The sequence below is a fragment of the Paenibacillus farraposensis genome (assembly GCF_020736845.1).
Lineage (GTDB): Bacteria > Bacillota > Bacilli > Paenibacillales > Paenibacillaceae > Paenibacillus > Paenibacillus farraposensis.
Map to the genome: position 1 here is coordinate 66,240 of NZ_JAFFQR010000015.1, position 14,363 is coordinate 80,602.

Below are 14,363 nucleotides of genomic sequence, written 5' to 3' on the forward strand. Positions count from 1 at the left end.
CCTGAGCTGGCAGCACGTGTATTGGAGCGACTGGCTGCGGGTGAGCAAGAATGGCCGCTCGTCTTTATTGTGGATGATGCCAAGGAAGTTGTTCGTTCACAAGCCTCGTTCCTGTGGACGGTATTTACACGTTTTAACCCGGCTACGGATATGTATGCGGACAGCGAGGTGCGTCTGCATCATCTGAACTACAAGCTGCCGATTGTAGTAGATGCTCGCATGAAGCCGGGATACCCGGATGAAGTGCTGCCGCGCGAGGACATTGTAGAGCTTGTAGACCAACGGTGGACGAGTTATTTTGCTTGACGCCTTAATAAATTAACAGTCAGATTGAGCAGTCATAAGGAGGCGTGAGCATGATACGTAAGCTGCTGGGTGAGTCGCCACGTGTGAACAGAGGCGCTTTGCTGGATGCTATGAATAGCATGTCAGACATGTTAAACGTGCTGGAGCGGCAAATTCAGGCCAGTGGTGATCCAGCCCATAATTTGCGTAAAGTGGATATTTTGACCCGCGGTCTGATGTCCTCATTGGATGAGCTGGAGCAGAGCCACCATGCGGCCGCCTTTTTTCGTACGAAAATAAAGGCAGGATGCGTCGAGGATATGAGTGAGGATGAAAAATCCGATTATGCATTGTATGTTTTCTTTTATAAGGATGGATTTGTGCGGGTATTTTCCATTCTGGATAAGCTGGGGAATTGGCTGAATGATCTGTATGATTTAAAAACAGGGCAATATAAGGCCCATTATTCGTATTTTACAGTGCTGCGGCAGCTGAAGTATCTGAAGATGCATCCTGTAATGACCGATAACCTGAATGATATTAAGGTATCATATGCCGATGCTATCAATCGACTGCGCAAGCGGCGAAATACAGAAATTCATTATATGAATACGGAAATGCAGGATGATCTTTGGCAGCGCCATCGTGCTTTGTATGGCAAGATCCAGCTGGAAGATTTGGATCATCATCTGGAGGATCTGCAGCAAGGGCTGGAAATGGTGTGCCGATCTCTGTTCAATGCTTTTTCGTATACGGTGAAGATATGGAAGAACTAGACAATTCACCCATAATTATGTTGGAAAATATCCTTTGACAAAGCTATGTAAACTATCTATACTAAAACCTAGTTTCAGAAAAATGTTTGAATTATGATTTTATAAACTAAACGGACAGCTAAGGCTGGAGTTTAACATATTTTTCTTATCCAGAGAGGCGGAGGGACTGGCCCGATGAAGCCCGGCAACCAGTTCCCTCCCGGTGTAATACACCGGGAGGGAACAAGATGGTGCTAATTCCTACAAAATCGCTAGAGTTATAGCGGTTTTGGCAGATGAGAAAAGGTTCGCATAGCGGGGCCCTTTTCATTCTGTGAAAGGGGCTCTTTTTGTATAAATAACTCTTTTTGCATAAACAAATAGAGCGATCATACAATTCCAGAGCTGAAAAGCCGATTAAAAGGGTAAGGAATAATGAAGGGGGCGCAGCACGTTGATAGAGCTTAAGCAGTTAACCAAGCATTATGGCAAAGGGAACCGACGCGTTAGTGCGCTGTCCGGGTTGAATCTATCTATAGAGCGTGGAGAAATTTTTGGAGTCATTGGTCACTCCGGGGCGGGGAAAAGCACGCTAATCCGCTGTATTAATTTATTGGAACGGCCCACTTCAGGTGAAGTATGGGTGGACGGCGTGAATCTCACTACTGTGAGTCAGGCTCAGTTGCAGAAGCAGCGCCGAAAAATCGGAATGATTTTTCAGCATTTTAATTTGTTATCGTCTGCGACGGTATACGACAATATTGCATTTCCCTTGCGCCTGGTGAATACACCCAAGCAGCAGATGGACAAGAAAGTACGAGAATTGCTGGAGCTGGTGGGTCTGGAAGAACACAGTGGCAAATATCCATCACAGCTCTCAGGGGGACAGAAGCAGCGTGTAGGTATTGCGCGGGCGCTTGCCAGTGATCCTCATGTATTGCTGTGCGACGAGGCTACCTCGGCGCTTGATCCGCAAACGACAGGGGCCATTCTGAAATTGCTAATGGATATTAACCAGCGCTTTAATTTGACCATCGTGCTGATTACACATGAAATGCATGTCATTCAAAGCATATGTGATCGAGTTGGTGTGATTCATCAGGGGGACATTGTGGAGCAGGGGCCGGTGGCGGAAGTGTTTTTGAAGCCACAGCACCAGGTTACAAAAGACTTTATCCAACGGGAATCCGAGCATGCTGAGGAGCTGCAAGCAGCAATTGCGGCCTCAGGTGCCAATGAATCGGCGCAGGTGGTACGAATTTCCTTCCTGGGCAGCAAAACATACGATGCGATTCTGTCGCGTACAGCCCGCAATACCGGCGTTGATTTTGCGATTTTGCAGGGAACGATCTCCACTATCAAAAACGTACCGTATGGACAGCTCATCGTTCGTTTTGAAGGGAATCAGGAGGATATTGAGCATACGTTGCGCGAAGTGTCCGGGCAAGGACTTGATGTGGAGGTGATCGGACAATGAGCGAACTTGATTTTTCGCAAGTGAGCTGGGATGAACTATGGAATTCTACGGTGGAGACCCTTCAGATGCTGGGGGCATCCGCGCTGTTCACCCTTATTATCGGTTTGCCGCTTGGCATCATATTGTTTCTGGCAAGCCGCTCTTCGCTGACTCTGATGAAAGTGATATACATCATACTTTCGTTTATCGTTAATATTTTGCGTTCGGTGCCATTTATCATTTTGATCGTCGCGCTGATTCCTTTTACACGATCGTTGGTAGGTACCTCTACCGGGGTGCTGGGAACGATTCCGCCGCTGGTGATCGGGGCTGCCCCTTTCTTCGCACGTCTTGTCGAAACGTCTCTGCGTGAAGTGGACAAAGGGGTCATTGAGGCCGCGCAAGCGATGGGAGCCTCGACTGGGCAAATCATCCGTAGGGTGCTGTTGCGTGAGGCACTGCCGGGTCTGCTCGCTGCATTAACCATTACCGTCGTTACCCTTGTATCGTATACGGCCATGTCCGGTATGATCGGGGGCGGTGGTCTGGGGACATTGGCTATCAACTACGGTTATTACCGTTATGAAACGGCTGTCATGATCGTTGCAGTCGTGCTGATGGTCGTACTGGTACAACTGCTGCAAATGGCAGGGGATCGTCTGGTGCGGCATTATACTCGGAAATAGGGAAACGATATAGATATCCTTATTGATCAGGGCATCTGAATCCTGAACATTACAAATTATTGGAGGGGTAATAACATGAAGAAATGGGTATTGGCCGTATTAAGCTTAACATTAATTACGGTGCTGGCTGCTTGCGGCACGAAGAGCACGACATCTGATGCATCAAAAAATGGAAATACGGGCGGTACACCACGCGAAGTTGTGCTGAAAGTGGGCGCTTCTCCTGTGCCGCATGCCGAAATTTTGGAATCCATCAAGCCTCAGCTGGAAAAAGAGGGGATTCGTCTTCAAGTCGTTCAATTCAACGACTATGTACAGCCCAACGTACAATTGTTCGACAAGCAGCTGGATGCTAACTTCTATCAACATGTGCCTTACCTGAATGTGATGAACAAAGAGCGCAATATGAACCTGGTTTCTGTAGGTGCAGTTCATTTGGAGCCATTCGGTATCTACTCCCAAAAATATAAAAAGCTTGATGAGCTTCCAGATGGTGCGACAGTAGCCATTCCGAACGATGCAACCAACGGTGGTCGCTCACTGCTGTTGTTGGCCAAGCAAGGTTTGATCAAGCTGAAAGATGAAAGCAACATCGAAGCTACAGTAAAAGACATTACGGAAAACAAGAAAAATCTGAAATTCAAGGAGCTGGAAGCGGCAATGCTGCCACGTCAGTTGCCTGAAGTGGATATTGCATTGATCAACACAAACTATGCTCTGGAAGCAAATCTAAACCCGACCAAGGATGCATTGGCACTGGAAGACAAGAATTCTCCATATGCTAACGTGTTGGTTGCACGTTCTGACAACAAAGATTCCGAAGCGATTCAAAAGCTGATGAAAGCTCTGCAATCTCCGGAAGTTAAAAAATTCATTGAAGATAAATACCAAGGCGCAATTATCCCGGCATTTTAAGTAGGGAGCGAAATTGCGTTGAAACACAACCCCCAGATCTCTTCAACAAGAGGCCTGGGGTTTCTTTTTGTCTGGAGTTGTAGACGAAGCCTAAATATTTTATACTTGAGGGTGACCGTTCTCTGTGAAGAGGAGGAAAACTGTTGAGAGACAAAGTCGCACTCATAACCGGCAGTGCCAAGGGATTAGGCAAAATGACCGCTTTACGTCTGGCCGATGAAGGCTGTGATATTGGACTGAATTATGTGCATAGCCAGGCTGAGGCTGAGGAACTGAAGCGTGTGATCGAGTCTAAAGGAGTACGCTGCCTTTCTTTACAAGGAGATATCTCCATTCAGGACGATATCACGAGGCTGATTGGGGAGATTGAGGATCGGCTGGGCGGTGTAGATATTATGGTAAACAATGCCGGGCCTTTCATCCGGGAGCGGCGGTTGTTTGCGGACTACAGTGTGGCCGAGATTCATGCCATGATACAGGGGAATCTGGTCGGTACCATGCTGCTGGATCATCTGGTATTGCCTCATATGCGAAGTCGGCAGTGGGGACGTATTATTCATTTTGGCTTTGGTCATGCTGGAGAAGCGAGGGCTTGGCCGCATCGTGCTGCCTATGCTGCCGCCAAGGTGGGGCTGGTGTCTTTTACGAAGTCACTGGCTGTGGAGGAAGCCCCGTATGGCATCACGGTGAATATGATTTGTCCCGGGGATATCCGGGGGGCAAATAAGGAGATGTCTATCGCCGACGTGATCGGCATGCAGGATAAAGAAACACCACGCGGGCGACCGGGGAGTGGAGAGGACATTGCGCGAGTGATCGCCTTTTTGTGTGAAGAGCATTCAGATTTTATTACAGGCAATATTATGGATGTATCGGGAGGACTGGACCCGATTCGACCGACGATTTGAGCCTGAATAGGTAAATGTTTCACACAAAAAAGAGTCTTGAGCTTCGATATCGAAGTCAAGACTCTCATGATCATTATGCAACAAGCATTAGAATACTTGTACCACTTCTTGGACGCCGTCGACTTCTTCGAGAAGAGCGCGTTCAATCCCTGCTTTCAGCGTGATTGTGGAACTTGGACAACTGCCGCAAGCACCTACTAGCTTCAACTTAACGATGCCGTCTTCTACGTCAACCAGCTCAACGTCGCCGCCGTCACGTTGCAGGAACGGACGAAGTTTATCCAATACTTCGGCCACTTCATCATACATGGAAATGCTTTGTGTATCGCTCATTAGAATTCAACTCCTTTCCTATACCTTATTTATTATATTACAAAGCGGGCCAAATTAAAATGCCCGTCATCCAAGCAGGTGAAAAAATGTTAAGACCCATCATTGAATTTTGTACCAGTAATATGCATTTTGGCACCGATGAAGTGATGTCCAGATTGGAGCAAAATCCGGATTATGATGTAATCGAATACGGCTGTCTCAGTAATTGCGGTCAGTGTAATGCCGAACCCTATGCGATGGTCAACGGCGAGATTGTATCCGCAGATTCAGCAGAGCTGCTGTATGAAGTGATTATAAACAAAATTAAGGAAGCCGAGGCATGGGAACAGCTTGATCTGGATTAAGGTGCAGTGATCCCTGGTGAGCTTCAAACCACTTCTATAAGCCACATAACCAAAGAAGAAGACCTGCTCCCAGGAGCGGGTCTTCTTTGACTAGTAAACCAATCAATCAGCCAAAATGCCGTTTGGACTTCCAGAGCACACCGCTTTTAAGCAGACGTGGTACTCGTCCACGCAGCGAGGTGCTGCCCATAAAGCCATAGCCAAAGCCCGCCTTCTTGCCGAGCGCGCCTAGTGTACCGCGCAGCTTCAAAGGATGCGGGTGAGGCGTCTGGCCCTTCCACAGGTCGCGTACAATGTGAGCGATCTGTTCCCCTTGTACCTCTGCTGCCTGGGCGCTTGGCGAGTATGGAAGACTGGCACAGTCCCCAACCACGTACACCTCGGGATGATCCGGTATTTGATAATATTCATTGAGCACGATACGGCCCTGCGGGTCTTTGGGGACGGCTAGATCCTGCACCATTTTTACCGGTTGAATCCCGGCTGTCCACACAACCGCATCTGTAACAATCTGCTCGTCATGGTTATAAATAGCGTTCGGTTCAACACGGGATACCGCTGCATGATTCAGTACATGAACCTGGTGCTCCTTGAACCAGGCATGTACATAGGCAGACAAACGCTGCGGGAATGCTGACAGCACTCGCTCGCCGCGATCCATAATAGTAATATTTAAATCTGGACGGCTTTCACGTAACTCCGCTGTAATTTCAACCCCACTCAGACCACCGCCTACAATATGTACATCTCCATAAGGCTTGATTTCATTCAAGCGCAGATACGTTTGACGGGTATGGTTAAACGACTGGATCGTGCAGCTATACTCTTCGGCTCCAGGTGTATTGTGAAAACGATCTGTACAGCCGAGGGCAATCACAAGCTGATCATAGAGCAGAGGTTCGCCATCTTGAAAATGGACGATCTTGTTCTCCAAATCCAGCGAAGTGGCCTCTCCGTATTTGCGAATCAGGCGCTGTTCATCGGGAAAATGCACCCGCAAATCAAAATCAGATACTGTTCCTGCTGCGAGGGCATAGTATTCTGTTTTTAATCCTTGAAAAGGCATCCGGTCCACTAAAATAACTTGAACATCGTCGGGAATGTATTTATTCAGTAATTCTTTGGCAATGGTAAGGCCTCCGTAGCCGCCCCCCAGAATAACGAAGTTTTTCATCAAAATTCGCCGTCCTTTCGCTGCCGTGTCCCCGGCAAATGGTCTGCTGCCTTATCGGGAAATCCTTTCGTCTACTCGCCGTATAAAGATGTGTTATTTAAAGGTTCAATGAACGTCTTTTCCGGCGACATGCGAATTTGATGCTCCGATCAGACACAAGTTTATTGTTATAATAGTACCCGGTGTCCGGCCTGCCTATGGCAGACAGACCGGAGTATTCCGGGGCAGCCTGAAACTGCTTGGTGTGAGTAATGGGGATAAAATGCACGCGGGAAATCTGAATTACGTTTAGTCAAAAACTTCGATTTCGTTATAGAAGGTGTCCCGTTCAACGGGAATGCGTCCTGCACCTTTGACCAGCCAGATCAGCTCTTTGCGGGTCAATCCGGCCGGGGTCAATGCGCCTGCAGCATGACTGATCTGCTCGCGCACAATCGTGCCGTGAACGTCAGATGCGCCAAACGTGAGAGCGACCTGTGTTAATTGCGGACCGATATTAATGAAGTATGCTTTGACATGTTTGATATTGTCCAGCATCAGACGGCTGATCGCAATGGTTTTGAGATCCTCGTAAGCGGAATTGCGGCGCATGATGCTGGCGTTTTTGCTCTTGGGCTGCATGGACAATGGAATGAATACCATGAACCCGTTTGTTTCGTCCTGCAATTCACGAATTTGCAGCATATGTTCAATGCGATCCTGGTACGATTCGACTGAACCGTATAGCATGGTCGTATGAGTTCTCATGCCGAGATTGTGAGCCGTACGATGTACTTCAAGGTAGCGATCCACATTGGCCTTGGAAACATGCATTTTCTTGCGATATTCGTCGGACAAAATTTCTGCGCCACCGCCTGTCAGAGTTCGCAGTCCGGCCTTTTGCAGCTCCTGAAGCACTTCTTTGATGCTCAAGCCGCTAATGCGTGTAAAAAAGTCAATTTCTGCTGCAGTATAAGCTTTCAGTGTAACATTGGGATACTTTTCATTCAGCGCCTTCAATGAGTCTACATAGTATTGGAAAGGCACGTGATTATTATGACCGCCAACGATATGGAATTCTCTTACACCAGGATGGATATGTTGTTCAATGTAATCAATCATTTCCTGTCCTGACAACGTATAAGAGCCTTCTTCCCCTTGATCCTTACGGAAATTACAGAAAGCGCAGCGAGCTTCACATACATTGGTAAAGTACAGGCTCATATTTTCGATAAAATAAACCTTTTTTCCATTTTTGCGTAAATTAGCTTCGTTAGCCAACTGACCCAGTGTGAGGATATCGTCAGTTTCATACAAATATATACCGTCTTCAAGGCTCAAACGAATACCGTTCTGTACCTTTTCTACAATTTCCGCCATTTTGCGGTCTGTAAAAGGTGTAACTAATGTGGACATGCCCATTCCTCCTCCAAGTTGCTCTGTGCGAGGCTGTCCGCTGTGATCTACGGCCCAAGCGCTTGATGCACACAGGATGTCCCGTTCCGTCGGTGCGAACCCGGCAGCGCGGATGCAAGAATATGTGAAAAAAATTACAATGCCAAGCTACAACAATGACGAATGTCTCAAAACAAAGCCATTTAATTGACAATTTTCCGACAGTTTCTTTTACACACTCTTTATCTATTATAAACCTCACCACACAGGTGATCAATACAAATGAGTGTAAAATTCAGGTCTTTTAAGCCGTAAGGCATGGACATTCCATGACTTGAGCACCTGCCAATAGTGGAGTATACTGAAGGGGAGTATGAAGTGAAAAAGGAGGATGAAGCCATGATTAACATCACCGATTCCGCTGCTGAGCGTTTGAAGGAAATGCTGGAGCAGCAGGAAACACCAAATATGTTTTTGCGACTGGGTGTTACGCCGGGCGGTTGCACCGGATTCTCGTATGCCATGGGCTTTGACGACAATGAGACAGATCAGGATATATATATGAACGTACAGGATATGAAAGTCGTAGTGGAGAAAGAAAGCATCCGCTATCTGGACGGTCTGGAAATCGACTTTGAAGAGTCCGGAATGTCAGGCGGCTTTACGATTCATAATCCGAATGCCGTAGCTACATGCGGCTGTGGTTCAAGCTTCCGTACGCGTGACGATGCTGGTAAGCCGAGCGAAGAGCCTTGCTAATAATATTTTTAGGCTGCTTGTAGTCCAACCCTTTTGAAGCTATGTGTGATACCAAACATAGCTTCAAAAGGATTTTATTTTGTAAAAATTGCAGAACGAACAGCTGCTTATTGGATTGCTAGTAATCACCTTCAACGGGCGGAATAAGGCGTGCTTGTCTGAACAGGCCACCGTGTAGATGACGCCCACGCCGGGCATACGAACAAAGAGCCAGAGAGAATTTTCCTCTCTGGCTCTTTGGGGTATGTCTGAAAGTTTAAACTTGACTCGACAACTGCCTCTTCGTTTTTGAAAAAAAATTCCACCCTTACGCGCTGTCTTCCTCATCTGGTGGCACGTCGCCGATCAACTTCCACGGACCCCACTGTCCTGTCGTTCCCGGTTCCTGTCCACGGGTCCACCACAGAGCTTTCCACAATTGCCCATTGTGTAGAACGATTTCACCTTCGGTGTAGATCCTGACGGTATTCCAGACGAGGTACTTTCCGAAACGGTTGGGATCTCCCGGGAAACCCTTGTCGGGCGTGGTCGGTGCCGATGGATTGATGCTGAGATTAACATCCATCGCTTGGTAGAAGGCATTCTCTGTATCCGCGATATCCCAAACGCCAACGATAACGTGATATCCTTCCCGGTCATTCGGAACAAAGCAATCGTTATAAGTGTCGATTGGCGGAATCGCACCGTCATCTATATAACGGCAAAATAACTCAAGATCCTCTCGTTTTAACGGGGAATTGGGGTCCCAGCCTTTTTTCGTAATATAGTAATCCCATGTATTCGTGCTGTGATTAGCTGTAAGTTTCCAATGAAACGTATGCTCCCCGCCTACCATATCTACCTTGGTCCAGCGATCGGCTGTTTGCTCGTCGAGTTCTAAAAATTTCGCGCCGCTGGCGATCTTGCCGTCAGGAACGCCGAATTCAGGGAAATCCCCTCGCCCTTCCACACTAAAAGGCTCCCATCTCACTGGCCCGCAATTGGTGTTTTGGCCCGTGGAACATAGATGAGCGCGGCTGTCCGTCAAATACCCATGAGCGGAAGCATTTTCCGCAAAAACAAACGAACCCGCCAGCATTAGGAACAGAGCTCCTATCGAGAAAATAAACCATTTCATAGATAACTTACGATAATTCACAAAAGTCCGGATTGTCATGTTTTTACTCCTCCTTACATTTTTTAATAGGTCTTGCAGGGGTTTCTAATCTAGCTTTGATAACGCTTTCAAAAATGAGACGTCATCATCAAGCGGCTTTAGGGGTTCCTCCTTTCGAAAAATTATTATGAATCCATTCCAAAAAGGCCTGTCCATTCTTAGATGAGAATAAATAAGCAGCAGCGGCTTCCCGGAAAATGATTCCAAATGATAAATGATTCAAGAAAAAATGTATTTATTTTCTATACAATACATTGAAATTGTGTAATTGTCAATATTTTCAATGGAATATACCAATAAATTTTGGATATATATGAGAACGTATGTCGAAATTCAAAACATTTTTAGCGTCGATTCTTTCAAGAATGCTCACCTCACTAAGTAGACATCAGGTATCTGTTATAGCGAGAACATATTAAAAAACAACATTTTTTTACTTAAGAGAGTTTATGGTTTAGCGTTTTGCCCTTAAAAAGAATATAAAGTCATTCCTATCAATTCCCAATTTTGAAGTAGAATATTTTGAAGGTCTCACATGAGGGTCAAAACCTGTTGGTGCGTGGAGCCTATTGTTTGAATAGAGTAATGGTGTAGCTGATAGATTTGATAATTGATTCATAGGGTGCTTGGAAATGAGGATTGTATGATAATAACAGATGAGGATATGGAATCTGAACTTTAACGCTATCACAGATATTGAAAAATTCATAAAACTGGATGGGGATCGGTACAAGCTTGATCCTGCCGCAAAAGAGGTTGTAAGCAAGAAAATTTTTGATAACTACACTAAAGCGGTTGACTCTGTAAATGAGCAACTTAAAAATGGGATTCTGCAAATAAAAAATGGTGAACTTGTCGCAAATCCTGACTACAAAGAGATAGGTACGATTATATACGACAATTGGTACTAGTGGGGATATGCATTGACGCTCTCGGGAAACGTCTGGCCATAGGGAACTGGATACCGTCGTCTCAGGCCGTGGAAAAAGCAAGGGCTGCGTGGCCACATTTGTGGAACGCAAAACCCGTCAGTACACCGCCATTCAGATGCCGGATCGCACGGCGTTGTCCATGGAGATTGCGTTTGGTGCAGCTTCTTCCCAGTACTCTACTGCTCATTCCAAACGGCAACCGGTGACCGTGGCAAAGAGTTTGCCTGCTATGCCAATTTGGAAGCTACTCATGATGTACAAATCTATTTTGCTGATCCGTATTCCTCCTGGCAACGGGGCTCTAATGAAAACGCGAATGGCTTGCTGCGAGAGTTCTTCCCGAAAGGTACAGATTTGGCCCAAATTACAGATGAAGCCTTGTGGAAAGCTCTCCACCTGATTAATCATAGACCCCGAAAATGTTTGGGGTGGAAAACCGTCTGTCACATAACATAAGCACGCTTATTCTATTGTTTGTTTGATCCTCTGAATGGTGCGCTTCCAGATCGGCTTCTTTGCTTAGCACCTCTCTCAATCCCACGACCTATTACTTCCAATGGCTGGAATGAAAAGAGAGAATATATGCTGAAAATGTGCGAAATGTATCATTTTTTATCACAAAACGATAAGATGGGAAATGAAAACGGACTTAATGTGTTATACTTAATGTATCAAAGGACAAGAGTCTAAATGACCGGTAAGACCCTTTCGTTTGAAGGGCCGTTATAAGGTTCAACGTTTATCCAAAATAAATGGTCAAAAGGAAAAGGGGATATGCTGACGTGAGAGTGAATTTAAAGTTTACGAACAAAGGGCAGGTAGCTGTTGAGAACTTTAACAATGAAGAGCTGATTGAAATCTTTACCCGTTACATCAAGACGTTAAGTAAAAAGTATGATATTTCGGTTACGGTACCGGAAGAACTGAATGAGCAGATTCTGGCAGAGGGTACCGTCAAGGTTGTATTGGGTCGAATTAATTGTGACATGGATGCTTTTTTCAAGGAACTGAGCCGGGATATCAAGGTGCCACTGGTGAAAAGATTGGGGACCAAGCTGGATAATGTATTTAAGACCGAGGTCGTGGAGCGAGAAGAGGACTAAATACAGCATATAGGCGGAGTCTATCATGAGAGTTCGTTATACGAAATACGAAGAAAAGGTAAAACCTCCCGAACCGGGCGCATGGATAGTCATGTGCTCGCTAGGGAGGTTTTGTTGATTTCTAGAGGTTGGTTCATACCGCGCACGCAAGATCATACGGGACGTTTGTCACGATTAGCGTGTTTTGGACGCAAGGCGCAGCTTGGCCAAGTCAAACGAAGGCACCAGTCCTTCCTGTGCGGCACGTCCAAGCAAGGCTTCGATGGCAGCATAACCACTGTCGCCCAGATTGGCGGTAAAATCGTTCACGTACAGATCGATATGCGACTGGGCGACTGCGAGTGAAAGCTCCTGTGCATGAGACAATACATACTCGCGGGAAGCCTCAGGATGCTTCCATGCGTACTCAACAGAGGCGCGTACCCAGTCTGTGATCGCATCCAGATCCAGGTGGCGACGGGCAATAATCGCTCCGAGCGGGATCGGGAGCCCTGTATCTTCCTCCCACCAGTTGCCCAGATCGACTTGCTTGCTGAGTCCGTAGGACGGATATGTAAATCGTGCCTCATGAATCACCAGTCCGGCATCCATATGTCCGTCGCGAACCGCAGGCATGATCTGGTCAAACGGCATCACAACAATTTCGCCAACACCCCCCGGGACGTGCTTGGCTGCCCACAGGCGGAACAGCAGGTAGGCGGTAGAGCGTTCACTTGGTACGGCTACACGCTTGCCGGACAAGGCTTCCGGGTCTTCCGCTGTAGAGTCTTCCTTGGTTAGCACGAGCGGTCCACAACCCCGGCCCAGTGCGCCGCCACAAGGCAGAAGAGCATATTCATCCAGCACCCAAGGGAGGGCGGCATACGATATTTTCATCATATCCAGGCCATCTAGCGTAACCGCAAGGTTGTTGGTGATGTCGATATCGGCATAGGTAATGTCTAGTGGGGGTGCGCCTGGAATCAATCCGTGCGCCAGGGCATGAAAGACAAAAGTGTCATTAGGACAAGGCGAAAAAGCAATTTGCATCTATATAACCTCCGTTATTGTAGAAAATGCGGCTTCGAGTGCCTGCAAAGCCTCTTTGATCCGCCAGGCCGCACGATCACGCGGGCCGACAGCATTGGAAATCGTGCGGATTTCCATCACAGGCAGCCCCAGCTTGTTCGCTGCCACGGCTACGCCATAGCCTTCCATGGCTTCGGCAGCCGCTCCAGGCACCCGCTTGGCCAGCTGCTCCGCAGTTGCCGACGTGCCTGTGGCTGTTGTAACGGTCAGGATCGGACCTGCTACAGCCGTTTGTCCAGCGGCGCGCAATGCCTGTACGATTCGCTGGCTGATGGCAGTGTTAACCGTGATTCGGCTGCAGCCAAAGCCCAGCTCGTCCACGCTGCTAAAGCCGTCTGCCGTCTCGGACCCCAGGTCGGCGGCGATGATCGCGTCCGCAACGACGACGCTCTCCAGCCCGGCGGCCTCGGCAAAGCCGCCGCCAATCCCGGCGCTGATGACCAGGCGAACGTCGCCAGCAGCCAGCATTAGCGCGGTTGAAGCCGCTGCGGACGGAGCGCCTACGCCAGCCAGCTCAACCGCAAAGCGGGTATCGCCTTTCAGGCCGCGCAGCACGGCTTCCCGTTCGCTTTCAACCGCGGTCATGATCAGGATGCGTCCATCTGATGTTATGTGCTCCATCGGTTGATTCCCCTTTAAATTCGCTAATATGCTCCCTTATCATACTGCTTTTTGTAACGATGTTCAAAAAAATCGACAAAAAAAGCGCTCTATGGCGCTTTTTAAGTAAAGCTTCAATATGCGATACTTGGACAATCACAAGTATTCTGTAAATCGCGTTGGTTTTAAAAATGGAACAATTCTAATCTAGAAGAACAGCGCGCGGATAGCATATAATCATTATATCGGCTGATCCTTCGCGATCAACTGAAACATCGTAATATTGCGGTCATAATGGCTTGGGGTCCCATCCTGATTGCGTACTCGAATGACCTCGCTGCTGAACAACTCGATATATCCACAGCCAATCTCACAGTATACACCTGTCGGGTCCTCTTGCCAGACTGAGACGAGGTGCTGAGACAGCGCTGCGGTGAAGAATTCGATATTTTTTTGCAGTATGCGCGGTGATTTCTTGGATTCCATAACGAATATCCTCCCTATATGATGCCATG

At 47.4% G+C, this 14,363-nt stretch carries 16 protein-coding genes, 2 pseudogenes and 1 riboswitch; of the genes and pseudogenes, 11 read left to right on the plus strand and 7 right to left on the minus strand.

Going from position 1 to position 14,363, the window contains the following annotated elements; all coding sequences use genetic code 11:
- The 6 genes and pseudogenes from JO375_RS03235 to JO375_RS03260 form a co-directional block, all read left to right on the plus strand.
- A pseudogene (locus JO375_RS03235) lies at positions 1-306 on the plus strand (4-hydroxybenzoate decarboxylase); the annotation flags it as partial.
- Positions 307-356: 50 nt separating this feature from the next.
- Complete coding sequence (locus tag JO375_RS03240; RefSeq protein WP_229523107.1) at positions 357-1,061, plus strand: Cthe_2314 family HEPN domain-containing protein; 705 nt, start codon at positions 357-359, stop codon at positions 1,059-1,061.
- 142 nt (positions 1,062-1,203) lie between these two features.
- A riboswitch (SAM riboswitch) is annotated at positions 1,204-1,343 on the plus strand.
- A gap of 151 nt (positions 1,344-1,494) precedes the next feature.
- A complete protein-coding gene (locus JO375_RS03245; RefSeq protein ID WP_229523108.1) occupies positions 1,495-2,517 on the plus strand; it encodes a methionine ABC transporter ATP-binding protein in 1,023 nt (340 codons plus the stop codon).
- A complete protein-coding gene (locus JO375_RS03250; protein WP_229523109.1) occupies positions 2,514-3,182 on the plus strand; it encodes a methionine ABC transporter permease in 669 nt (222 codons plus the stop codon). The genes JO375_RS03245 and JO375_RS03250 overlap by 4 nt, the downstream gene beginning before the upstream one ends.
- Positions 3,183-3,257: 75 nt before the next feature.
- Positions 3,258-4,097, plus strand: coding sequence for a MetQ/NlpA family ABC transporter substrate-binding protein (locus JO375_RS03255; protein ID WP_229523110.1), 840 nt, complete (start codon positions 3,258-3,260; stop codon positions 4,095-4,097).
- A 143-nt stretch (positions 4,098-4,240) separates the two neighbouring features.
- Positions 4,241-5,005, plus strand: coding sequence for an SDR family oxidoreductase (locus JO375_RS03260; protein ID WP_229523111.1), 765 nt, complete (start codon positions 4,241-4,243; stop codon positions 5,003-5,005).
- 87 nt (positions 5,006-5,092) lie between these two features.
- Here the strand turns inward: JO375_RS03260 and JO375_RS03265 are convergent, their stop codons facing one another.
- On the minus strand, positions 5,093-5,338 hold the full coding sequence (locus JO375_RS03265; protein ID WP_229523112.1) for a NifU family protein: 246 nt from the start codon (positions 5,336-5,338) through the stop codon (positions 5,093-5,095).
- A gap of 86 nt (positions 5,339-5,424) precedes the next feature.
- On the opposite strand from JO375_RS03265, the gene JO375_RS03270 reads away from it, so the two are divergent.
- Positions 5,425-5,682 (plus strand): YuzB family protein, encoded by a 258-nt coding sequence (locus tag JO375_RS03270; RefSeq protein WP_229523113.1) that lies wholly within the window; start codon positions 5,425-5,427, stop codon positions 5,680-5,682.
- A 106-nt stretch (positions 5,683-5,788) separates the two neighbouring features.
- Here JO375_RS03270 and JO375_RS03275 read toward each other — a convergent pair whose 3' ends face one another.
- Positions 5,789-6,856, minus strand: coding sequence for an NAD(P)/FAD-dependent oxidoreductase (locus JO375_RS03275; RefSeq protein ID WP_229523114.1), 1,068 nt, complete (start codon positions 6,854-6,856; stop codon positions 5,789-5,791).
- Between the two features lie 288 nt (positions 6,857-7,144).
- The gene (gene mqnE, locus JO375_RS03280) at positions 7,145-8,251 is read right to left on the minus strand and encodes an aminofutalosine synthase MqnE (RefSeq protein ID WP_229523115.1); all 1,107 of its coding nucleotides are present in this window, start codon (positions 8,249-8,251) and stop codon (positions 7,145-7,147) included.
- A gap of 378 nt (positions 8,252-8,629) precedes the next feature.
- Here mqnE and JO375_RS03285 point away from each other — a divergent pair, with 378 nt between their 5' ends.
- The gene (locus tag JO375_RS03285) at positions 8,630-8,989 is read left to right on the plus strand and encodes a HesB/IscA family protein (protein ID WP_007431955.1); all 360 of its coding nucleotides are present in this window, start codon (positions 8,630-8,632) and stop codon (positions 8,987-8,989) included.
- Positions 8,990-9,296: 307 nt separating this feature from the next.
- Here the strand turns inward: JO375_RS03285 and JO375_RS03290 are convergent, their stop codons facing one another.
- Positions 9,297-10,145 (minus strand): lytic polysaccharide monooxygenase, encoded by an 849-nt coding sequence (locus JO375_RS03290; protein WP_229523116.1) that lies wholly within the window; start codon positions 10,143-10,145, stop codon positions 9,297-9,299.
- 656 nt (positions 10,146-10,801) lie between these two features.
- On the opposite strand from JO375_RS03290, the gene JO375_RS03295 reads away from it, so the two are divergent.
- From JO375_RS03295 to JO375_RS03305, 3 genes and pseudogenes are all read left to right on the plus strand, one after another.
- On the plus strand, positions 10,802-11,056 hold the full coding sequence (locus JO375_RS03295; RefSeq protein WP_229523117.1) for a hypothetical protein: 255 nt from the start codon (positions 10,802-10,804) through the stop codon (positions 11,054-11,056).
- A gap of 16 nt (positions 11,057-11,072) precedes the next feature.
- Positions 11,073-11,533 (plus strand): annotated as a pseudogene (locus JO375_RS03300) (IS30 family transposase); the annotation flags it as partial.
- Between the two features lie 326 nt (positions 11,534-11,859).
- The gene (locus tag JO375_RS03305; RefSeq protein WP_229523118.1) at positions 11,860-12,180 is read left to right on the plus strand and encodes a hypothetical protein; all 321 of its coding nucleotides are present in this window, start codon (positions 11,860-11,862) and stop codon (positions 12,178-12,180) included.
- Between the two features lie 174 nt (positions 12,181-12,354).
- Here the strand turns inward: JO375_RS03305 and JO375_RS03310 are convergent, their stop codons facing one another.
- The 3 genes from JO375_RS03310 to JO375_RS03320 all read right to left on the minus strand — a co-directional run bounded on the left by JO375_RS03310 (position 12,355) and on the right by JO375_RS03320 (position 14,334).
- A complete protein-coding gene (locus JO375_RS03310; protein ID WP_229523119.1) occupies positions 12,355-13,209 on the minus strand; it encodes a 1,4-dihydroxy-6-naphthoate synthase in 855 nt (284 codons plus the stop codon).
- Entirely contained in the window at positions 13,210-13,869 is a 660-nt protein-coding gene (locus tag JO375_RS03315; RefSeq protein WP_229523120.1) for a futalosine hydrolase, read from the minus strand.
- 219 nt (positions 13,870-14,088) lie between these two features.
- Positions 14,089-14,334, minus strand: a complete 246-nt coding sequence (locus tag JO375_RS03320) for a hypothetical protein (protein WP_229523121.1) — start codon at positions 14,332-14,334, stop codon at positions 14,089-14,091.
- Positions 14,335-14,363 lie beyond the last annotated feature (29 nt).